The sequence below is a fragment of the Methylocapsa sp. D3K7 genome, assembly GCF_029855125.1.
In the GTDB taxonomy this organism is placed as follows: domain Bacteria; phylum Pseudomonadota; class Alphaproteobacteria; order Rhizobiales; family Beijerinckiaceae; genus Methylocapsa.
This window is the reverse complement of sequence record NZ_CP123229.1, coordinates 1,279,408-1,299,833: the sequence shown is the minus strand read 5'-3', so window position 1 is coordinate 1,299,833 and position 20,426 is coordinate 1,279,408. Positions and strand designations below refer to the sequence as shown.

The 20,426-nt window shown below is 59.0% G+C and carries 18 protein-coding genes; 11 read left to right on the top strand and 7 right to left on the bottom strand.

The features are described from left to right. The first annotated feature begins 144 nt into the window (after positions 1 to 144). The 3 genes from QEV83_RS05845 (at position 145) to QEV83_RS05835 (ending at position 4,076) form a co-directional block, all read left to right on the top strand. Entirely contained in the window at positions 145 to 1,008 is an 864-nt protein-coding gene (locus tag QEV83_RS05845) for a LysR family transcriptional regulator (protein WP_280130290.1), read from the top strand. Between the two features lie 888 nt (positions 1,009 to 1,896). Beyond that, entirely contained in the window at positions 1,897 to 3,843 is a 1,947-nt protein-coding gene (locus QEV83_RS05840) for a methyl-accepting chemotaxis protein (protein WP_280130289.1), read from the top strand. After that, complete coding sequence (locus QEV83_RS05835; protein WP_280130288.1) at positions 3,843 to 4,076, top strand: STAS domain-containing protein; 234 nt, start codon at positions 3,843 to 3,845, stop codon at positions 4,074 to 4,076. Before QEV83_RS05840 ends, QEV83_RS05835 begins: the two co-directional genes overlap by 1 nt. Positions 4,077 to 4,128: 52 nt before the next feature. Here QEV83_RS05835 and QEV83_RS05830 read toward each other — a convergent pair. Further along, a protein-coding gene (locus tag QEV83_RS05830) for an IS3 family transposase (protein WP_280128402.1) occupies positions 4,129 to 5,480 on the bottom strand; the annotation gives its coding sequence in 2 pieces (ribosomal slippage) (positions 4,129 to 5,144 and positions 5,144 to 5,480; 1,353 coding nt in all). Positions 5,481 to 5,576: 96 nt separating this feature from the next. Then, positions 5,577 to 6,646, bottom strand: a protein-coding gene (locus QEV83_RS05825) for an IS630 family transposase (RefSeq protein ID WP_280127821.1) whose coding sequence is annotated in 2 segments (ribosomal slippage) — positions 5,577 to 6,160 and positions 6,160 to 6,646 — 1,071 coding nt in all. Because the reading frame shifts where the segments join, the coding sequence is not laid out codon by codon here. Positions 6,647 to 6,789: 143 nt separating this feature from the next. Between QEV83_RS05825 and QEV83_RS05820 the strand changes: the two genes are divergently transcribed. The 4 genes from QEV83_RS05820 to QEV83_RS05805 all read left to right on the top strand — a co-directional run bounded on the left by QEV83_RS05820 (position 6,790) and on the right by QEV83_RS05805 (position 10,989). Then, positions 6,790 to 7,410, top strand: coding sequence for a hypothetical protein (locus tag QEV83_RS05820; RefSeq protein ID WP_280130287.1), 621 nt, complete (start codon positions 6,790 to 6,792; stop codon positions 7,408 to 7,410). Between the two features lie 195 nt (positions 7,411 to 7,605). Beyond that, the gene (locus tag QEV83_RS05815) at positions 7,606 to 7,956 is read left to right on the top strand and encodes a hypothetical protein (RefSeq protein WP_280130286.1); all 351 of its coding nucleotides are present in this window, start codon (positions 7,606 to 7,608) and stop codon (positions 7,954 to 7,956) included. 54 nt (positions 7,957 to 8,010) lie between these two features. Then, a complete protein-coding gene (locus QEV83_RS05810) occupies positions 8,011 to 9,180 on the top strand; it encodes a DUF4263 domain-containing protein (protein WP_280130285.1) in 1,170 nt (389 codons plus the stop codon). Between the two features lie 138 nt (positions 9,181 to 9,318). Beyond that, positions 9,319 to 10,989, top strand: a complete 1,671-nt coding sequence (locus QEV83_RS05805; RefSeq protein ID WP_280130284.1) for a hypothetical protein — start codon at positions 9,319 to 9,321, stop codon at positions 10,987 to 10,989. Between the two features lie 29 nt (positions 10,990 to 11,018). Here QEV83_RS05805 and QEV83_RS05800 read toward each other — a convergent pair whose 3' ends face one another. Beyond that, positions 11,019 to 11,735: an SOS response-associated peptidase gene (locus QEV83_RS05800; RefSeq protein WP_280130283.1), complete on the bottom strand. Its 717-nt coding sequence runs from the start codon at positions 11,733 to 11,735 to the stop codon at positions 11,019 to 11,021. 127 nt (positions 11,736 to 11,862) lie between these two features. Here QEV83_RS05800 and QEV83_RS05795 point away from each other — a divergent pair. The 4 genes from QEV83_RS05795 (at position 11,863) to smbP (ending at position 15,611) form a co-directional block, all read left to right on the top strand. Further along, positions 11,863 to 12,932 (top strand): IS630 family transposase gene (locus QEV83_RS05795; RefSeq protein WP_280127821.1). Its coding sequence is split into 2 segments (ribosomal slippage): positions 11,863 to 12,349 and positions 12,349 to 12,932, totalling 1,071 coding nucleotides; the frame shifts between segments, so codons are not numbered across the junction. Positions 12,933 to 12,979: 47 nt separating this feature from the next. After that, positions 12,980 to 14,115, top strand: a protein-coding gene (locus QEV83_RS05790) for an IS630 family transposase (RefSeq protein WP_280130282.1) whose coding sequence is annotated in 2 segments (ribosomal slippage) — positions 12,980 to 13,412 and positions 13,412 to 14,115 — 1,137 coding nt in all. Because the reading frame shifts where the segments join, the coding sequence is not laid out codon by codon here. Between the two features lie 231 nt (positions 14,116 to 14,346). Further along, on the top strand, positions 14,347 to 14,790 hold the full coding sequence (locus tag QEV83_RS05785; RefSeq protein ID WP_280130281.1) for a hypothetical protein: 444 nt from the start codon (positions 14,347 to 14,349) through the stop codon (positions 14,788 to 14,790). A 506-nt stretch (positions 14,791 to 15,296) separates the two neighbouring features. Continuing rightward, positions 15,297 to 15,611: a small metal-binding protein SmbP gene (smbP, locus tag QEV83_RS05780; protein WP_280130280.1), complete on the top strand. Its 315-nt coding sequence runs from the start codon at positions 15,297 to 15,299 to the stop codon at positions 15,609 to 15,611. A gap of 129 nt (positions 15,612 to 15,740) precedes the next feature. Here the strand turns inward: smbP and QEV83_RS05775 are convergent, their stop codons facing one another. The 4 genes from QEV83_RS05775 to QEV83_RS05760 all read right to left on the bottom strand — a co-directional run bounded on the left by QEV83_RS05775 (position 15,741) and on the right by QEV83_RS05760 (position 20,416). Further along, on the bottom strand, positions 15,741 to 16,004 hold the full coding sequence (locus QEV83_RS05775) for a GcrA family cell cycle regulator (protein ID WP_280130279.1): 264 nt from the start codon (positions 16,002 to 16,004) through the stop codon (positions 15,741 to 15,743). Between the two features lie 202 nt (positions 16,005 to 16,206). Further along, positions 16,207 to 16,590 (bottom strand): hypothetical protein, encoded by a 384-nt coding sequence (locus QEV83_RS05770; RefSeq protein WP_280130278.1) that lies wholly within the window; start codon positions 16,588 to 16,590, stop codon positions 16,207 to 16,209. Further along, the gene (locus tag QEV83_RS05765; protein ID WP_280130277.1) at positions 16,590 to 18,827 is read right to left on the bottom strand and encodes a hypothetical protein; all 2,238 of its coding nucleotides are present in this window, start codon (positions 18,825 to 18,827) and stop codon (positions 16,590 to 16,592) included. Before QEV83_RS05765 ends, QEV83_RS05770 begins: the two co-directional genes overlap by 1 nt. Continuing rightward, positions 18,824 to 20,416 (bottom strand): hypothetical protein, encoded by a 1,593-nt coding sequence (locus QEV83_RS05760; protein ID WP_280130276.1) that lies wholly within the window; start codon positions 20,414 to 20,416, stop codon positions 18,824 to 18,826. Before QEV83_RS05760 ends, QEV83_RS05765 begins: the two co-directional genes overlap by 4 nt. Between the last annotated feature and the right edge of the window lie 10 nt (positions 20,417 to 20,426).

The following is a 20,426-nucleotide window of genomic DNA, read 5'->3' as shown; positions in this document are numbered from 1 at the left end:
ATTGAATTGGGGAGCGCTTCCCAGAATGCCTCCTGCTCCGGTTGCCAAGGCTTCACAGATACATCGATAATGATTGATTGCAGGCTAGCTCGCGGATAAACTACGGATATTGATTATACGGCGGACAAATATCTAAGTACCCGCATGGAGCTCACTCAGATCAGGCACTTCATTGCAGTCGCCGAGACTGGCGGGTTTACGAAGGGTGCGCAACGGGCGGCTGTTTCGCAACCGGCGATCTCGGCTAGCATTGCAAGGCTTGAAGCGGAACTCGACGTTAAATTGCTCGATCGTCGCCGGTCCCCGATAGTGCCAACTGCCGCTGGTGCGCGACTGCTGGAAGCCGGCAAGGAAATTCTGCAAAACTGCAATGCTGTGAAGGCCGAACTCAAGACGATCGCCACGCCGAAGCTTTTGAGGATTGGCGTGCTGCAGTCGCTCTCCAGCAGCTGCGTCTCCAATCTGCTAAGTTCCTTTCGCCGCGCCAACCTCCACGTCGCGATCGAAGTGGTGGATGGCAGCTGTGAGCAATTGATCGAATTTCTTGCCGAACACGATCTCGACACAGTGCTGACAATCCTTGAAGGCAAGGATCTCAAATTTGCGAGCCGGGTTCTCTTTAAGGAGCCCTATGTGTTGGCGGTTCCAAAGGATCATCGCTTCGCGCGTCGGCAAAGCGTGCGGCTTGCCGATCTCGAAGGCGAACCCTTGATCGTGCGGACGCGATGCGATTTTTATCAGGACGTCACCGATCTGCTGGCTGCCCGCCAAATAAAGACGCGGGTTGTCTATCAGACCGACCAGGATGATCGGGCGCTCGCTCTTGTCGCCTCTGGAATAGGTGTTGCGCTTGTTCCCGCTCATTATGGAATAGCTGATGTTGAGCAAGTTCCGGTTTCCGATCTCTGCATATCAAGATCGATCGGTCTCATTTGGTCACGCGAGCGGGAAGACGGCAATCTCAAGGAATTCATCGAATTCGTCGGGAACCATCGCTGGGAGGCATAGCCACCCTCGTGGCATGGACGGATGCCAGAAAAAAAACTATGATTTATGTCACTGGCGGCCGTGATTAAGCTTCGATCATCGCGGTGTAATGGCGGATTTGAGCTTCATGGATCTATCGGCCTTCATAAAGACGGTGCCTGCGGTGATTGGGTTCGCGGGACTACTCACATATTTTATGCGCAAACGAGCCCCAGACTCCGATCTAGAACTTGTAAACGTCGTGCAAAACCTTCGCAACAGAGCGGTGGTCGTTGGCTGCGCGGCCTTGATCCTATTGAGCGTGTGGCTCATCTTCCGGTCCGCCCCGCCTGATCACGATGCCGCGCGTTCTATGCCGCCCGCCGTCGCCAGAGCCAGTGATCATCCGCCCATGGCGATACCTGACGGTACTGGCGTCATCTGCTAGGCACGCGATCAAACCAGGGATCAGCGCAACAGCGCCACTCTGGTGGCCATCTCGCCACGCACGAACAACGGGATCATCGATCGAAACGCCGCAGCAGACGTTCGATGGTAGCAAACAACAACCCAATAATGAAAGTCTTCGATAAGACGGCGGGTGGCCGCTGGCGCATAGCGTTCGATTGGGATGGCTCTTCAAGTAACGTCATCACTTTGAGTCAATTTTATATAAATTATTTAAGTATTAAATAACAAATAAGCTTGGTTCAAGCTGCGTATTAAACTCATAATACAGACATCCATTCAGGGTTTATTTAATCCTCTTCTCTACAACAATCTCCCGAAAGAGAGCGCGAGTCGTCGCGCATTGCTCGGTGAGGTGAGTTCTGTCACCCCAGTGCGGGCTTACGCTCTTTCCTTGTGAATCGCGGCGGACGGCTGGCCATGGTTTGGCTGGCGACGCAAGCCAATTCTTTGTGGGGAGCCATGACGTTTTCAAATGTTGGTATTGGCCGCAAGTTTGCTGCAGGCTTCGCTTGTATTCTCGTTGCCGTCGCGCTGACAAGCGCCACGCTTTTCGTTATTTTGAAGTCGCTCGACGCTGCGGCTCTGGACAATGAGAGGGCTCATAACGTCGTCGACGACCTCCAACGCGCCGTCAACGCGGTGTCCGACCAGGCTCGAACGGCGCGCGGCTACATTATCGCGAGGGACGAGCGCCTGCCGCCCATCTATGATGCCGCGGTCAAGGATTTTGCCACGAACATAGCGCAGTTCCGCGGAGATATTACGGGCCGCCCCGAACTCATTTCGCTCTTCGACAAAGTCGAAATAGCTGGGGCCAATTGGCGGAATGAGGTCGGCGATCCAATGATCCGCCTGACCCGGGATAACCCAACCTCCGAAAAAGCGGCCGAAATTTCCAAGTCAGCTCGCAGCACTGAACTCTTCACGGCTGTTAAAAACCAGGTTCAGGAGGCTCTCACTCAGGCGGATGCCTGGTCGGCGGCGGCTCAAAGGGATCAAGACAGGCTTATGAACGACGCGCATCTGGCGCTGGTCATTGGCGGATTGACCTGCCTTCTGCTGGCAATTCTTGTCGGCTGGTGGCTGACACGGAGCATTGCCCAGCCAGTGACGGAAATGACTGGCGTCATGAAGAAATTGGCGGACGGCGACGTTGCAATCGCCGTGCCCGGGACTGCCCGCAAGGACGAAATTGGCCGGATGGCGGAGGCGGTTCAAGTTTTCAAGGACCAGGCCATCAAAAAATTGAAAAAGAAAGCCGAGGAAGAGGAAGCCGTTAAACTCTGGCAGAAAGAAGATGAGGAGCGCTTGGCGCGCGAGAAGGAAGCCGCGCACCAGGATCAGATCGCGATCGAAAATCTCGCCTCCGGTCTCGCCCGTCTCGCTGACGGCGACCTCGTCACCCGTATCGACACAGCATTCGCCCCGAAAACCGAGAAGCTACGTAGCGATTTCAACAGCGCGGTGGAAAAGCTGCGTCAAACGATGCAGGGCCTTCGCGCGAATATCGATGCGATTCATGTGGGTAGCGGGGAAATTTCCGCCGCCGCGGACGATCTGTCCCGCCGCACGGAACAACAGGCGGCGAGCCTTGAAGAGACGGCCGCGACGCTCGACGAAATCACCGCGACGGTTAAAAATACAGCGCAAGGTGCCATTCATGCACGTGAAGTCGTAACAGGCGCGAAAGCGGACGCGGATGAGAGCGGTGAGGTCGTCCGGCAGGCGATTACCGCGATGGGCGGCATCGAGACATCGTCGCGCCAGATCGGCCAGATTATTGGCGTTATCGATGAGATCGCATTCCAAACCAATCTTCTTGCTTTGAACGCGGGTGTCGAGGCGGCACGGGCCGGCGATGCAGGACGTGGCTTCGCCGTGGTCGCCTCCGAGGTACGGGCGCTGGCTCAGCGCTCGGCCGAGGCTGCAAAGGAAATCAAGGGCCTTATCACAGCCTCAACCTCTCAGGTCTCGCAAGGGGTCGAGCTTGTTGGTGCGACCGGCAAGGCTCTTGGGCGGATCGTCGCGCAGGTCGCCGAAATCGATACCGTCGTTTCCCGAATCGCGGTCAGCGCCCAGGAGCAGGCGAGCGCACTTCACCAAGTTAACACGGCATTGAACCAGATGGATCAAGTTACCCAGCAAAATGCCGCGATGGTCGAGGAGACCACGGCCGCCGCGCATATGCTCAATCAAGAGAGCGACGAGCTAGCTTCTCTCGTTGGCCGGTTTCAGACCGGCGGCCAAGCCGCCGGGAGCCCGGCCGCCGCGCGCCAAGCGAGACGGCCTGTTCCGGCGGCGTGCGCCGCCCTGAAGACACCTGCCGGTCGCAGCGGCGGCGCGCTTCGCAAACCCGAACCCGACTTGGCCCAAAGCAGCCAGGAAGAAAGCTGGGAGGAATTTTAATGCCGGAAGTCGTTTCCAAAAAGCCCGTTGCCGCCGGCCTCGTCGAACTGCACGGCGTGCTCGATCTTAAGGCCGCGGCGCCCCTTGCCGCCGAGATTCTCAGCTTGCGGGGCAGGCCCATTGATATCGATGCTTCGCATGTGGAGAGGCTCGGCGGTCAATGTCTGCAAGTCCTGCTCTCCGCCGCAAAGACATGGAAAGCCGCCAAGACTGTCCGTCGTCAGATAATTTGAGACAGATGGCGGCGTGATTTAATGGAGGACGCGGCTCATCTGATGTTTGATTTTATGCGGCGTTCAATTGGTGTTGCAAGCGACGATTTTGGATGGTGGCTCGTTTGATCCTTTCTCGTTGCAGCAGAATGGTTTGTCCTCGGCCGAAGTAGACGTCAGCCGGCGTGAGATTGTCCAGGCTCTCGTGATAGCGGCGATGATTGTAGTGATCGACGAAGGTGTCGATCCTGGCTTCCAGGTCGCCGGGCAGATAATAGTTCTCAAGCAAGACGCGATTCTTGAGCGTCTGATGCCAGCGCTCGATTTTGCCCTGTGTTTGCGGGTGGCAGGGCGCGCCGCGCACGTGATCCATGTTGCGTTTGTCCAGCCATTCGGCCAGATTGGCCGAGATGTAGGAAGGGCCATTGTCCGAGAGCAATCGCGGACGATGGACGACCTTGGCGTGATCAAGCCCCGCGGCTTGCAACGCCAGGTCGAGTGTTTCCGTGACGTCCCCGACCTTCATCGTCGTACAGAGCTTCCAGGCGATGATGTAGCGCGAGAAGTCGTCCAATATCGTGCTGAGGTAGAACCAACCCCAACCAATCACCTTGAGATAAGTGAAGTCGGTCTGCCAGAGCTGGTTGGGCGCCGTCGTCTTGTCCTTGAACTCATCGGCGGCCTTCATGACGATGTAGGCGGGACTGGCGATTAGGTCGTGCTCCTTCAGCAGGCGATAAACCGAAGCTTCCGAAACAAAATAGCTTTTTGTGTCGGTGAAGCGTGTCGCCAGTTCCCGTGGCGACAGCTCCGGCTCGTCCAGGGCCAGTTGCACGATCTGGCCCCGCACATTGTCAGGAATTCGGTTCCAGACGCGGTCGGGCCTGGGAGATCGGTCTTCCAGGGCCTCTGGCCCGCCAGTCTGGCAAAGGTCGCACCATCGATAAAAGGTGGCGCGAGAGACGCCGAGTTTCTCCAGCGTCCGGCGCGCCGGCAGATGGGATTGCTCGACCAGCCGGATGATCTCCAGTTTCTCGGAAGCCGGATATCTCATTCCTCGCTTTCCCCATCCGCGATCATGCTTTTTTTGAGCAGGCGCAATTCCAGCGCCTGCTCGGCGACGACCTCCTTCAGTGCCTGAGCTTCCCGGCGCAGGTCCTTGACCTCGCCGCTGGTCGCCGCACGCGCCGTGTCGCCCGCCAAGCGCCGCTTGCCAGCCTCCAGGAACTCCTTCGACCAGGTGTAATACAGGCTCTCGGCGATGCCCTCGCGCCGGCAGAGTTCCGCGATGCTATGCTCGCCGCGCAGGCCGTCCAGCACGATGCGGATCTTCTCCTCCGCCGAATATTGCTTGCGCGTTGCTCGGCGAATGTCCTTCACGATCCGCTCGGAGGACGACTTGGCAGTTCCGGATTTCTGGCTCATCTCCACTCCTCGATGGTTACGATGAGCCAGAAATCCTCCGTTATTCAACCCGCTAAATCTGTCTCACAGGTGCTGACGCCGGACAAATACCAAAGGTCATAGCGACTGACCGACGTGAGCCCATTCTCGCATCCCGATGGATGTGATTGTTTCAGGCTGGGCTATGAGCTTTCGCCAGGCGGCGCAGGCTGCGTCGATGATGGCATCGTAATTTTCGAAGACGGTGTTTGAGAGCCAGTTCTGACGCAGATACTGCCAGATGTTCTCGACCGGGTTCAGTTCCGGCGCGCGCGAAGGCAGGAAGATCGGCGTGATGTTTTCGGGCACGTTGAGCTGGCTGGTGGTGTGCCATCCGGCCCTGTCGAGCAGCAGGACGGCATGCGCACCCTTGGCGACGTTGTGCGAGATTTCGTCGAGATGGAGCTGCATCATGCCGGTGTCCGCATAAGGCAACGCGAGGGCCGCCCCAACGCCGCGGGCGGGGCAGATCGCGCCAAACAGATAGGCGTTGTCGTAGCGCTGGTCGGCGGGCTGCCTTGGCCTCGTTCCACGCCTGGCCCACTGGCGGACGAGGCCATTCTTCTGGCCGATCCGGGCTTCGTCCTGGAACCAGACTTCGACCGGCGTCGTCTCTGGCAGTTTGTCGAGATGAGCCTTCAGCGCGCGCGGGAAGTTTTTTTGAACGCCTCGACGATCTGTTCGTCCTGGGCTGGATGGCGCGGCCTTGCGCTGATGTGCGAGAAGCCGAGCTTCTTCAAAAGCTTTCCAACGTAGCGCTCGTGGAAGTCGACGCCGAACCTCTCGGCGATGATGCGCCTGAGGTCCACCCGGCGCCAACGCACGACGCCATCCTTCTCACGATCCGGCCCGGCCTCGACGATTGTCGCGAACTCGGCCAACTGCGCGGCTGACAGGCGCGGCGCGGGGCCCTCTGTCCAGTTGTCGATGAGGCCCTCTGGCCCGGTGGCGTTGAAGCGATGGACCCAGTCGCGCAGCGTCTGCCGATCCATCCCGCCGATCTTGGCCGCCGCCCTCCGATCCATCCCGTCCCGCACTGCCGCCAGCGATAACAGCCGGCGACTCTGGTTGACGTTCTTTGAGCGCCGGGCCAACACCCGAAGCTCCTTGGCCAAATAGTCCTCTCGCAATTTCACCGCTGATGGCATGGCGCGAATCCTCCGCGCCAAGGGAATCAGAAAACCGCCGCCAAGGGAATCCACTCAATGAGTCATCCCGCGGGGCCATTAGTATAACATCCCATAATTTCAACACGTTACGCGACCGTAACGCAGCAAAAGGAACCTTAACCATGACCGGTAAACCCATAAAAGCCCGAGCCGCCAACGGGCGCCTGCCCAACGGCGACAACGATCGCCAGCAACTTCAAGAAATCGAGCGTGTGGCTTGGTCCCTCGTACGCCTGCCCCCGGAAGAAAGAGCCGCCGCTGCCCTTGCCGCTTTCCCCCCGTCGAACATCAGAGTCGCGCTCTACCACTATGCGAAAGGATCGCCACCGGCCGAAGCAGCCCGGCTGGCCGGTTGCCACCCGCGATCTTTTGAGCTGTACCTACAACAATCAAATAGCGTCGGGGGCGACCTGCGGCAGGTCATGAAGGGAATTATCGAGACGGAAATGGCGCCAGCTGCCTTCGCTTTTTTATACCGGACGATGCTCGACGAGGCTGCACCGATGCGTTGCCGCGTGGATTGTGGGAAGATCATCATTGATCGTGCTGGGTATCTCGCCGCCCCTCAGGCGCCACAACTGTACGAGAAGGAATTACAAAGCATGTCTCTCGCGGAGTTGGAAGGTTACATCAAGACGCTTGAGGCAAAAAAGGTGGCGCAGCTCAAAGACGTAACCCCAGCTGCCACGGACGACGAAAGCGCCGATGACGCGCCGGCGGATGACACCCCGCCACCGCATTGAAAGGCCGCTCCGAAGCTCGGACGCGCTGCAAGATGGCTCCGAGGCCGGACGGGGCCAATCGCCCACGGTAAGGCCGCTGGCAGGCTTTCTGCGCGGTGGCGCCATGGCTTAGGTATGGAGTTTTAAATTTTTTCATGTAGTTTTATTTTTTCGTCAAATTTCACAAATTGGTTTTCCAAAAAGGGCATTTAAAGCATGAGGCGAGCCATCATAATCCCGGCATTTCTGCTGGGCTCGGCCTGCGCGACTTCGGTTACGGTCCCTCTCGCGGTCATCAGTGAGCATGGCGAAATTCTGCGAGGGACGAACACGTCCGCGCTAAGTGGCGGTAGCTTTAGCGTAACAAATGGGAAAATCACGTGTACCGGCTCCTACAATGCCGTCACCGACTCCAAGACGTTGACTGTCCCCATTCTTTGCTCCGACGGCAGAACGGGAATTGCGACCGCCACGCGGGACACTCAATTTAGTGGCGGTGGGAAGGTGCGTTTTTCGGACGGGAGCGAAGGCAATTTCATCTATGGCGACGCGGCGAGTCGGATTTAGCGTCCGCACCCTGGAGTTGCGGGTCCCCCGCATCGCAATCACGGGCGGCAACACATGAACGATGAGCTCGAAGACCGCTCATTCTTCTTCACAAAGAAACCCGGCAAGACTTTTGTCAGCAAAAGCTTCTGTGACCAACTTACCGGAAAGAAGCTTCGCATCGCCTCGCGAATCGTCGAAGGACAAGAAGGCCTGAAGTTTGCCGTCATTGAGAATGAGGCGACGCTTCGAGTTACCCCGATGGGTCGATACGAAATCAAGGCCGTCGTCCTTGAAGATGACCGCGCGATTAAGACACTGACTATTCAGAAATACAGCTCTTCTAGAGGGCCGCTCGACCGCGAACACTTCTCATTTGTGGGCTCCGAAATCGACACCCTCTTAAAATTTATCCTTGCCATTAAGACAGCCCCGCTAGCCGATGACCGGAAGCTCCACTTGTCCGACGAGGAACTCGGCGGCATTGTGCTTGATCAAGGTCAGGCACGACGCATTTTTTCGGAGCACGAAGACCTGTTTCTGAGGATCGCACAAAACGAGGAACTCAAGCGCGACTTAGTCGCCGTGGGATACCGTCGAAAGCAGTTGGAACGCTTCGAAGCTCTTCTTCGCGACCGCACATTCTTTGAAGCAGAAAAGAGGCGGCTCGCAACAACTCCAGAGGGGCTTTGGCAAAAGTTCTTTGAGTCGAACACGTGGATTTTCGGCTATGGCCTTTCATATCAATTTCTGACCAGCTTGGACGACAGGAAATTGGAGCAAGTAGTCCGCGGCCACGATGTGGCGGGATCGGGAAAACGATCCGATGGTCTCATGAAGACGCGGGGTTTGATAGGCTCACTGTGCTTTGTCGAAATTAAGCGACACGACACGCCATTACTTGACCCCAAACCCTATCGACCGGCGGCCTGGGCTCCTTCCCCGGAACTCTGCGGCGGTGTCGCGCAGGTCCAGGCAACAGTGCAAGAGGCTGTGCAAAATATCGGTCGCAAGCTTGCACCAATGAACGATTATGGTGATCCCACTGGGGAGATACTTTTCAACATTGAGCCCAGGTCATTCCTCGTGATCGGCAGCCTAGACCAGTTCGTTGCTACCCAGGGAATAAACGAGCAGAAGTTTCGTTCCTTCGAGACATTTCGCCGGAACACGCGCCGACCCGAAGTCCTCACTTTTGATGAGGTTCTGCACAGGGCTCAATTCATCATAGAGCACAGCGAGTAAGGGGGTGCGCCGTGAAATCAAGTCCCCGCGGCTCAGCGATCGCCTGCGCTCGCTCTCCAGCGATGGTGTTGCACTCTTGGACGACGCTGGCTAGCTCTGCAGACGAGGGCTTTTTTCTGCAGCGACCGGGAGGCAGACGTGACCGATCAGTTATCCGGGATTGGAGCCGCCAAGGCGATCGGCAATCCATTCGGGACGTTCATCGAATGGATGGCCGGGCTCTTGCCGGAGGGGCCTGCGTCGATATTGTTCTATGTGGTCGCGGGCCTTTGCGTTCTCGCTGCCCGCGTTGTGTATAAATATTATCTCGGTGTCCTGGCGCAGGGAGCTGCGCCGGAAGGCTCAATCGAGCGGCAGGACTATGACAAGCTGCGCGCGAGCCTCGCCGGAGGCAACCTTGCGGCACGGCTGTACGCGAAATGGCTGACCGTATTTCTCGACCGGATCGAGTGGCTTTTTGGCGATGTGGGTATGGCCGATCGGACACTATTCCCACACGCATTTGGTCTTAAAAAACCGGCCCCGCTGTGGACGGCGCACGCTCTAGATCGCTGCCTGCTTCTTGCATTGATATATCCCGTCGTGACTATTTTCGTCACGTGGGTAATTTCTGGCCACGTTGGTCCGGCGGAAGCCGCGCTCGGTCTCAATCCTGATATTTCCATTTGGTTGAGAGGCCTTTCGGCGGGGGCAATCGCGTTTGCCACTTTTGCAAATTGGCGCTGGTACGAAAGCATAGCCTGGTGGCTCCGGTTCGGAAAAGGGCGATGGAAACCTCTCGTTTGGATTGCCGTTAGCACGACAGCTGCCGCTGTCGCTTCCCTTGTCGCGGGCTTTATCGCTTTCGCTCTGCCATTGGCCGCCAGTCTCGGTACCTTTGTCATTGTCCGGGCACCTGTTTTTCTCTCGGGTAGCGTCACCGTCGCTGCTATTGTCGTGGGCTTTGGAGGTATAGGCTTAAATGATGCTGCCGCATTCTCTGTCGTTATCGCTGTCCCTGTAGTTCTCGGTATCGTTGTCGCGATGAGATATGGGCGGCGGCTTGCCATCAAAACCGGGCGGCAAATTGTTTTCTTGTCGCTGTTTTTCCCTGCTATGATCTTGGTGTGCTTCGGCGCAACGGCCTTGTTGTCGCCTTCGGACAACTGGAACATAATTGGCCCCCAACTGCTATTCCTGAGCTTGCTCACACTGCTCAACGCGCCGTTCGACTGGGCATCGCTCGGGCTTACGCGGGCGCTGCTGCATCGAGGTCTCGAACTCGGAGGCTGGTGGCCTTACTTTCTCGCCCTTGTCGATGCAGCTCTCGCCGGTGTCATCATTGCGCTTCTAGCGCTGGCCATGGTCATTGGCGTGCAGGCTTTTGATGAATTGGCCGCGCATGGTGGCGGCAAACCTGTCCTACCTCTCGACGCCCTCTTCGATGGCATCGCCGAAAAGCCCGCCGCGCCGGAATATTGGTGGGCCTATGCGCTCTTGCTCTCGTCGATGATTCCGAGTCTCGTCAATCTCACGATCGGCGGCATGGCGTTTACGCGCGGTATTCCCTCGCTGGCGCGGCTGCTCCTGCAATGGGTACCCGAGGGCAAAGCCGTGCCGGACTACAGGCGGCCGCTCGCGGCCATTGGTTTAACGACACAGATGTTCGCGGGCGTGGGTCTCGGCATCGCGGCGCAGGCGTTCCTCGTCTGGGGCCTCATCTTCCATGTCATGCCGTGGGTCGGCCTCGACTTGCTCGACATGGCCCGCGCGGTGGCGGCATTCGACGTGCCGGGGCGGATAGGGATGCTTTTCGCTGGAACGGCTTAGGCGGCAATCGTGTATGTACTGATGCGCTGCTACGATAGCGGCGCGGCAGAGCCGGCTATGAACGGGCTTGTCGCCGCAACATCACCAATCGGCTCAATCAAACTCGCGTCATCGTCTCCGACACCCGACTTATTGACCCGTGTCGAGACCGGCCACATGCGCAAGAGATCGTTCGGCGCGGATCGCAACACTTCAACGCCCGCCTTTCCGGTCAGCCAAGCATCACGATCATCGCCGCCGAGAAAGACCGGCATCCGTTCATGAATTGGCCGCGTGAAATCGTTTTCGGCGGTGATGATCAAAGTGCAGCTCGAAATCGTCTCGCCGGTTGCTGGGTTTTTCCATTGATCCCAGAGCCCAGCAATCGAGAGCACCGCGCCATCCGCCGCGCTTATGAAATAAGGCTGCTTGCTTCCTTCGACCGTTCGCCACTCATAATATCCGGACGCCGGAACGATGCAGCGCATGCGTTTGAAAGCCGAGCGGAACATTGGCTTCTCGGCAATTGTCTCGACCCGCGCGTTGAACGTTGAGGGGACTTCCTTCGCGGTCTTTTTCCACCAGCCCGGAATGAGACCCCAGCGCATCGGCACAAGCTCCGGCCCGGTCTCTGACAATCTCAAAACGTCAATTGTCGTGGTAGGGGCGATGTTGTAGCGCGGGCGAAGATTGCGAGCTGGCACGGTCAGCCGATAAAGCTCGACCAACTCGCGCCAAGTGTAGGATTGGGTGAAGCGTCCGCACATGGTGCTAGTTGCCTGCGTTAACTAAATTGTATTGAATGGATGATACTAATGGCCCCGCGGGATGACTCATTGAGTGGATTCCCTTGGCGGCGGTTTTCTGATTCCCTTGGCGCGGAGGATTCGCGCCATGCCATCAGCGGTGAAATTGCGAGAGGACTATTTGGCCAAGGAGCTTCGGGTGTTGGCCCGGCGCTCAAAGAACGTCAACCAGAGTCGCCGGCTGTTATCGCTGGCGGCAGTGCGGGACGGGATGGATCGGAGGGCGGCGGCCAAGATCGGCGGGATGGATCGGCAGACGCTGCGCGACTGGGTCCATCGCTTCAACGCCACCGGGCCAGAGGGCCTCATCGACAACTGGACAGAGGGCCCCGCGCCGCGCCTGTCAGCCGCGCAGTTGGCCGAGTTCGCGACAATCGTCGAGGCCGGGCCGGATCGTGAGAAGGATGGCGTCGTGCGTTGGCGCCGGGTGGACCTCAGGCGCATCATCGCCGAGAGGTTCGGCGTCGACTTCCACGAGCGCTACGTTGGAAAGCTTTTGAAGAAGCTCGGCTTCTCGCACATCAGCGCAAGGCCGCGCCATCCAGCCCAGGACGAACAGATCGTCGAGGCGTTCAAAAAAACTTCCCGCGCGCGCTGAAGGCTCATCTCGACAAACTGCCAGAGACGACGCCGGTCGAAGTCTGGTTCCAGGACGAAGCCCGGATCGGCCAGAAGAATGGCCTCGTCCGCCAGTGGGCCAGGCGTGGAACGAGGCCAAGGCAGCCCGCCGACCAGCGCTACGACAACGCCTATCTGTTTGGCGCGATCTGCCCCGCCCGCGGCGTTGGGGCGGCCCTCGCGTTGCCTTATGCGGACACCGGCATGATGCAGCTCCATCTCGACGAAATCTCGCACAACGTCGCCAAGGGTGCGCATGCCGTCCTGCTGCTCGACAGGGCCGGATGGCACACCACCAGCCAGCTCAACGTGCCCGAAAACATCACGCCGATCTTCCTGCCTTCGCGCGCGCCGGAACTGAACCCGGTCGAGAACATCTGGCAGTATCTGCGTCAGAACTGGCTCTCAAACACCGTCTTCGAAAATTACGATGCCATCATCGACGCAGCCTGCGCCGCCTGGCGAAAGCTCATAGCCCAGCCTGAAACAATCACATCCATCGGGATGCGAGAATGGGCTCACGTCGGTCAGTCGCTATGACCTTTGGTATGATTCCTTCTGTCGCAACATGAGCGACGGAGGTCGAGATGCGCAAGCAGCAATATGTCGTGAAACTGAGCGGCCAAGCGCGGTCGTGGCTTGAGGATATCATCCGCAAGGGGAAAAGTTCGGCAAGGCTCCAACTGAGAGCGCGAATACTGTTGCACGCCGACACCAGCAAACAGGGATCGTCGTGGAATGACGTGCAAATTTCTGAAGCTCTGGGAACCTATCCAACCATGTGCGCGCGGGTTCGACGGCAATGGATGGATGAAGGGCTTGAGGCGGTTTTAAGCCGCAAGAAACGGGCGACACCGCCAATCCCCGCTATTTTTGACGGCGAGAAGGAAGCCAAGCTGATCGCGTTGGCTTGCTCACCACCGCCGGCCGGGCGTTCAGGCTGGACGCTGCGGCTTTTGGAGAACAAGGTCGTGGAACTAAAGATTGTCGATCATGCCAGTGACAACACGATTGGACGGGTTTTAAAAAAAACCAGCTTAAGCCCCATCTCAAAGAGCAATGGGTTATCCCCCCAGAGCAAAACAGCGCGTTCGTAGCGGCGATGGAAGATGTGCTGGCGGTTTACCTGCGCCCTCGCAAGGCAGATTTTCCGCTGATCTGTTTTGATGAAGCCTCGAAGCAACTGATCGCCAATACGCACGAACCGATCAAGATGAAGCCGGGACGGCCGGCTCGCACCGATTATGAATACAAACGCAACGGTACCGCCAATCTCTTTATGTTTTTTGCACCGCTCGAAGGTTGGCGTCATGTGAAGGTCACGGATCGCCGCACGGCTGTCGATTACGCGCATGCCTTGAAAGATCTGGCGGACAAGCACCTTCCGAAGGCCAAAAAAATCATTCTGGTGCAGGATAATTTGAACACGCACAAACCAGCGTCACTCTACGAAGCCTTCCCGCCCGCTGAGGCAAGGCGCCTCGTCGAACGGTTCGAGTGGCATTACTCCCCCAAACACGGCTCTTGGCTGAATATGGCTGAATCCGAACTGGGTGTTCTCTCTAATCAATGTCTCGACCGCCGCATTCCAGATCAGAAAAGCTTGTCCAACGAAATCGCGGCTTGGCAAAAAGATCGAAACCGACATCACGCCAAAGCCGATTGGCAGTTCACCACTGAGGATGCCCGCATTAAACTAAAGCACCTCTACCCGACTTTTTAGACGACTCAACCCACTAGATTATCATGAAAGGCATGTGCGGCGCGGGAATTGACTGGCATGCGACCTTCAAAAGCGGTGAAAGGCGCCAACGGCTGGCCTTGAACCAGCTTTTCGAAGGCGCGATGAAAGCGCCTCGACGAGCCCCCTCGACGAATCCGCTTTTGCGCCTAAATGATTGGGATGCGCCCGCCTAGCGAGAGTCGGGCGCGCCCGCCCGACGTGGAGATCGAAATGCGAAAGAGTCTGAAGTCCGTCCTGGCCGCTGCATTGTGCGGCGCGACCGTGTTTGCGGCGCCGCCGGCCGAGGTTTTGGCTGGTCCTATGACCGTGGCGAGCCCATTGAGCGTGGGGCTGACCGACCCGGCGGAAAAGGTATATTATCGCCGCCACTACGGCCCCCGGCGCTACTACGGCGGACATTACCGCCGGCGCTACGGTGGATATTATCGTCGGGGCTATGGCGGATATTATCGCCGGGGGTACGGCGGATATTATCGCGGGGGCTACTATAGGAATTATGGATATGATCCGAGCGGCGCAATCTTCGCGGGCGCCGCGCTTGGCCTTCTGGGCGCGGGAATCGCAGGTGCCTCTGGGTACGGCTACGGCTACGGCTATCCGGGGTACGGCTATGGCTACGGCTATCCGGGCTACGGCTACGGCGGGGGCTGGTGAGCCTGCCGGGGTCTTCAGGTGTCGAAGCTAAATGTGGTGGCGTGATTTTGTTGCGCCACCGCATACGGCATATCCAGCAGGGCAGCCTGTAGAGTAGCTGCGCGCTCCGGCACGGCGCCTTGTCACATGTTTTCGATTCGAGTTTGCTCTTGTTTCCTCGCCGCGAACGGACTGGCCTTGGCGCTCCGTCTCTCGACGTCACGTGCCAGTGCGGCCGGGAAGTCATTGTCGATGCTTTGCACCAGGCTCGATCGAGATACCGACGCTGCGCAACCGGCTCAGATGCACAGTTTGAATTGTGTCGCGGGCGACGCATCGGAACATTAGGGGTCGGGAAGCGTTTCTAAGCGGGGTATCAGGCACGTGATGGTGCTTGGCCCTACCAATAAGTGCCGCCGCTTGGGACGGTTCGCTACCATCAGCCTCACCGTGCGAAAAGGCGAGGCTGTCAAGAAGCAATAAGGCAGCCGGAGGATTCGTCTATGTCTCGTAGATTCTTCGTCGCTATGTTGGGCCTTGCCCTCGCTCTGTTTTTCATCCCTCAAATTTCACTGGCTGAAGAAGATCACATCGCTGAGGCCATCACACACACCAAGCAGGCCATTGACCATGGCAAGCAAGGACATGCCGATGTCTTAACCACTCACGCCGAAGCCGCGCTCACCCACGCGGAAGCGGGCGAAAAGGCCAAGGCTAATGCGCACACCGAAGAAGGAATCACACATCTGAAACAAGCAATCGATGAAGGCAAAAAGGGCAATGCCCAGATGGCTACCACTCACGCCGAAGCTGCGCTAACCCATTTGGAACAGGTCAAGTAGGATAAGGGCGGCCGCTGCAATTGCAGTAAGCTCCTGCCGCGCTGATTTGTGCGCATGCAGGCGTGCGGAGGGCGGCCGCATTACCCGGTGGTGTTTATGAGCCATCTATTGCGCGATCGAACCACCGCCTCAAGCAGCCGCCGCGATCAATATCAGCTCCAGCCGTCGCTCTTCCGCCGCCTCGCTTTTCGCGATCGTGCGCTTGGCCGGTCGCGAAGGTTCATAGGCCATGCCAGCGTGTGTTGTGCAATATGGGCAAGGCACGCCTGGTGCGATGTAGCGCTCCGCGATCGCATCGCCACAGAAAAGGAACTGACCTTTCTCGCCGCCGATGCCACAATCAGCGATCGGCCAGCGGCACGCATCGTGGCTCAATTCTTCAAATGCTAGCATGAAGCCTCAGCGGTTGGCCCTGTAGGCAGCGGCGTGCCGCATGGCCCGAGTCATGGGTGGCGGGGCCTGCCGCACCGCGTTAGTGTTCGGTCTCCGCGCCACCAAGGCGTGTTCCGCGCAATATGGCCGCCCCGGAGAAGTCCCCGCGGCACAGAATAATCCTTCTGCCGTCGGCCATCGGCATTCGCCGCCTCTAAGTGCCTCAAAATCCTTCATCGGCTGTTGGCCCTCGTAATGTAGCGTCCGCCAGCTCCGGAAGGGGCGAGGCCGGCCTGAAGGCCCTTGTCGTCGGGCGATTTGGACCTGCTCCCGCCGCTTTCCAGGCGTCGAATGTGTACGGCAGCATGGCGAGAGCGACTTTCGCCTCATCGCAAGGTTTGCAGCCTTTCTCCCGCATACAGCGGAGCAGGATATCCTTACCGGACCGGACGAAAGAGACCGGCAACCATTCGCTCCCTCTGCCAAACTTTAGAGGCGCGTCCAGCGGCGACGGCTCTTCGCGCCGCGAACGGTACAAAATCCATTGCAGATCATCGGCGCCGAGCGCGAACTTATCACTCAAACGGAGGAAAATCGTGTCAACCATCAATGCGCCCCGTACTGAGCGGCAAAGAGCGCCGCGATCGGGCTGAGCGCCGCCGGCACTTGCACCGGCTCGGCACGATCTCGTGCCGCACGAAGCCAATCGATCGCATCGGCGGGGTTATCGACCATCGCATTGGCGATCGCGCCGGACCGGTTTTCGAGCCGCGCGCGCGTCACCGCATCGCGCACATGTGACAGGATGCTTAACGGGTTCGTGATCGCTTCCCCCATCGCACCAAAACCGCTGGGCGCGGCCATTTCCTTGAGGTCGAGCGTGTTTTGTGCGGTCAATGAGCCCGGTCCCTGACGTTTGCCGGTCGCTTGCAGAGCGTCGAGCAGCCCATTGAAGCCGCCGGCATCGCCACCGGACCGCGTCAGCACCGTGTCAAAATTCTTCGCGTACTGCGGATTGTCGCGGAATGATTCTACGAATTTTGCGCCGCCCCATTGATCCGGGCTTCCGGTTGAGGTTAGTCCGTTGACGGTGCTGTTCGCTGCGCGCTCCGCTTCCTGCCGCACGACCGATTTTGCAAGATCAGGGTTGCGCGCCATGATTGAGGCTATTGCGTTCCCAATCCCGTTTTCTGAGCCCGGCAGCGGCGTTTCCGGAAACAAAATGGCGCGCTGCGCCTCAGGCGTTGAGGCCGTGGCGAGCTGCCCCGTTGGGCTATTCGAGAACGGCTCGACAATGTTGTTCGAGATGCGCTCGAATTCCTGCCGGCCTTGCGCAAAATTATTCGAATTGCGTTCCATACGGTCGCGCAGTTCGCCGATTAGGCCGCCGACCACTTTGCCTTCCTCCTTCGGAATGGCGTCGGCGGCGAAGGGCGGCAGATCGATTTTGTCGCGGAGATATTTTCTCGCGCGGTCCAGATTCGCAATGTCGTTCGATAGAGTGTCGGGCGTCGCCGGTTGCGCTGCGGTGGTCTTATAGATCGTGCCGTTCGGAAGCTCTACGGGCGTCCTTGTGGCGGGAATGGCCGGGGCGCCTGGCGTTGCAACCAGTAGGTCGCGCGCCGCATTGACCGGCCGGGAGAGAATCCCAGTCTGATCGGCAGATGCCGCTTGGTCCATCGAATCGGCCACCGCGCGGACCGCGTTCGGATTGATCGTCTCGCTTTTCGCCGCTTGATAGTAAGGAGCCGTCGCGCGCCCGCGCATAGCCTCTGCGGCTTGCATCGCCTGTTCCCCGATTTTTTGAACCGCCGGCGCCACATCGTAAGGTCGCTCGACCGGCGGTGCGATGCTATTCAATTCGTTGCTGACGGCGCTTTGCATCTGCCCTGGCCGGTTGGCCATGATCGGCGAAAGCACCGCGCTGCCGCCGGTCGTTCCTTCCGTCAATCGTTGCAGCCGGCCAAGGCCCGAAGCGCCGTTTGATGCCTGTTGGACCGCCTCTGCGGAAGTCAGCGTGATTCCACGCCTCTGCGCGTCTTCCATAAGCGCTTGAGCGCGTGCGAGTGTTGCATCGTCAACGCCTTGCAGCGCGCGGGCAACGATCGCCCCTTCCGGATTGGCGAAGAAATTGCGAACCGCATTGAAGCCGGCACCGGCCACCGGCACCGCGCCGCCAGTGACGGCGCCCAGCCCCATGCCCTCCGCGGTATCTTTCGCGGTCCGGCCGATGTCTGTCCAGTCCGGGCTGTTGCTGGCGCCCTGAACGCCGCCAACGCCACCGCCGACAAGAGCATTCGCGCCGACGGCCGTAGCCGCCCTACCGAACAAGTTGCTAAACCCAAGATTGCCCAAAAGTGCCGATGCGCCTTCGGTGGCCGCGCCAAATGGCAGTGCCGCCGCGCCGAGCGCATTGCCAGCCGTGTTCAAAGCGGTGCTGCCGATCGGGTGCTCTTGCTGAAACTGCGCGGTCTTCGCGCGTTCCGCTTCGAGATTGCCGGCGTAGTCGCCTTGCGTGCCGCCAACGCCTGTTGCTGCACCGGCGCCGGCGGCAATCCTGTCAGCATTACCGAAGGTGATGCCGTTGGCGAGTGCGCGGACCCCGGTGTTGAGGGCGCCCGCAATGTCCTTCGCTTGCTCCCATCGATCGCCGTAGCTCAACGCCTGATCGGCGGGCGGTGCAGTGGGCGATTGCGGGGATTGCGAGGCGCCGCCCAATTTCAGCCCGCCGGACTTCAGTCCTGGCATCAGCTCGGTTTCGATCGCATGCGCCATGTCGGCTTGCGACATGCCGTCGGGAAACTCGACCGGGCCAACGCCATCGATGTTGATTGTTTGGCTCATGGCTGAAATCCCTGGCCGGGAACGTAGCGGAGAATTGGAGCGCCTTGCGCCGGCTGTTGGGCTTGACCGGCCGCCACCGGGTTAAGCACCGGAGCACCGGCGCCGATCGGCCCATATTTGCCGGCATTGAAATTGTCGATGATCGGCTGAAAAATATTGTCGTTCTTGTGCGCGGCACGATACTGATCTTCGAAGTCGCTGAACGACGGTGCTTTCCCGGCCTGGCGCTGCGCGAGGCGATAGGCGCCGAACTCGTCGGCCATGTCCTGTTTTTGTTGCTCTTGGGCGATCAGCATGTCGCTGTTCGCGAGATTGGCGCCGGGCTGGCTTTGAATGTTGGGATACATCTTTTCGATGAACTGCCGTTCGGCCACATTGAAGCCTGTCGCCGGAAAACCACCATTGCGAGCGCCAATCGACTCGGCCACCATTTTGTTTGAAATCTTTTGCGCGACGTCGTTGTTCATCGCCTGGTTCGGGTTGAGCCCAAGCCCTTCAATGATCGAAGGCGGCACGCCGAGACTGTTCGCCCAACCGACAACGGTGCCTTTGAGCTCGGTTCCGGGTCCGGTGTTCGAATGCGCGAGCACATCCCGGAGCGCCTGATACCGCGCAATGTTCTCTGGTGCGGCAGCCGCAGCTTTCAACATCGTGTTTGCACGATCGCCGGCGGCTTCGCCCGATTTCTGCGCCTCTGCCTTGGCCTCGGTTTGCGCGGCCGAGTCGGCGCCACCGACATTGATCGTTGTGCCAGCGGGCGAAAGGATATGCGGCGCGCCTTTCTCATCGATGTAGAGCGGCGTGCTGGCCGTGACGCCATATTGCGCCTTCTCGGCCGCTGTAGCAGGCCGGGGCGTCTGTTTGTCCAGCCCGAGCACTTGTTGCTGGCTGTCGGTCATATCCGAAGCGCCGGGGGCCGGATTGAACACGAGGCGGTTGAGCTGCGAAGCCTTTTGCTGATCGGTCGATTGCTGCGGCAAGCCACCAGCTGGCAGCTGCCCGGTGGCGGCAATCGCCTCGTTGGTCACGTGCGGGGCGCCTGTGATCGGATCATTATAGACGTAAGGTTTCTGCGCCGCGCTCGATTGCGCATCGGCCGCGCTCTTCTTGATCACGAGATTGTTTACGTCCTGTTGACCCTCGAACGTCTGTGCCTCGCCACCACCCGGCACGGCGCCGGCGTAAACCATTGGATCGCTTTTGCCGCCCGTGATGGCCGAGCTCAACTGCAACGCCTTGCCGATCTCGGCCGGGTTGCCGAGGGCGATCGCGGCACGGTTGAACGCCTCCGGATCGCTGAGCGAGAACGTGCGAGGCTGCGGCGTTGCGTAGTCCGGTGCGTCTTGCTCGTAGTCTTGGCTCTGATCCTGCAGATGCGTGAACGCATCGGCAATGGTACTCTGAGCGGCTTGCTTTTGCTGATATTCAGCCGCCTTTTGCTGGGCTTCCTGAAGAGCAGCCGCGCGCAATTGTTGCTGCCCGCTGTTCATGAACGCACCAGCGATGCCGTTCAGCGCTTCGCCGATGCTCTGCCCGTTCGGGTTTTGCAGGCCGCCATTATACGCGGGGTTTTCGATTATCGCGACCACGGCCGTCTCC

Bases quoted from the DNA above. Each gene is read 5' to 3' on its own strand.
- smbP (WP_280130280.1), top strand. From the start codon at position 15,297: ATGTTGGGCCTTGCCCTCGCTCTGTTTTTCATCCCTCAAATTTCACTG.
- QEV83_RS05770 (WP_280130278.1), bottom strand. From the start codon at position 16,590: ATGGTTGACACGATTTTCCTCCGTTTGAGTGATAAGTTCGCGCTCGGC.
- QEV83_RS05785 (WP_280130281.1), top strand. From the start codon at position 14,347: ATGCGAAAGAGTCTGAAGTCCGTCCTGGCCGCTGCATTGTGCGGCGCG.
- QEV83_RS05765 (WP_280130277.1), bottom strand. From the start codon at position 18,827: ATGAGCCAAACAATCAACATCGATGGCGTTGGCCCGGTCGAGTTTCCC.
- QEV83_RS05775 (WP_280130279.1), bottom strand. From the start codon at position 16,004: ATGCTAGCATTTGAAGAATTGAGCCACGATGCGTGCCGCTGGCCGATC.
- QEV83_RS05840 (WP_280130289.1), top strand. From the start codon at position 1,897: ATGACGTTTTCAAATGTTGGTATTGGCCGCAAGTTTGCTGCAGGCTTC.
- QEV83_RS05845 (WP_280130290.1), top strand. From the start codon at position 145: ATGGAGCTCACTCAGATCAGGCACTTCATTGCAGTCGCCGAGACTGGC.
- QEV83_RS05820 (WP_280130287.1), top strand. From the start codon at position 6,790: ATGACCGGTAAACCCATAAAAGCCCGAGCCGCCAACGGGCGCCTGCCC.
- QEV83_RS05810 (WP_280130285.1), top strand. From the start codon at position 8,011: ATGAACGATGAGCTCGAAGACCGCTCATTCTTCTTCACAAAGAAACCC.
- QEV83_RS05815 (WP_280130286.1), top strand. From the start codon at position 7,606: ATGAGGCGAGCCATCATAATCCCGGCATTTCTGCTGGGCTCGGCCTGC.
- QEV83_RS05835 (WP_280130288.1), top strand. From the start codon at position 3,843: ATGCCGGAAGTCGTTTCCAAAAAGCCCGTTGCCGCCGGCCTCGTCGAA.
- QEV83_RS05800 (WP_280130283.1), bottom strand. From the start codon at position 11,735: ATGTGCGGACGCTTCACCCAATCCTACACTTGGCGCGAGTTGGTCGAG.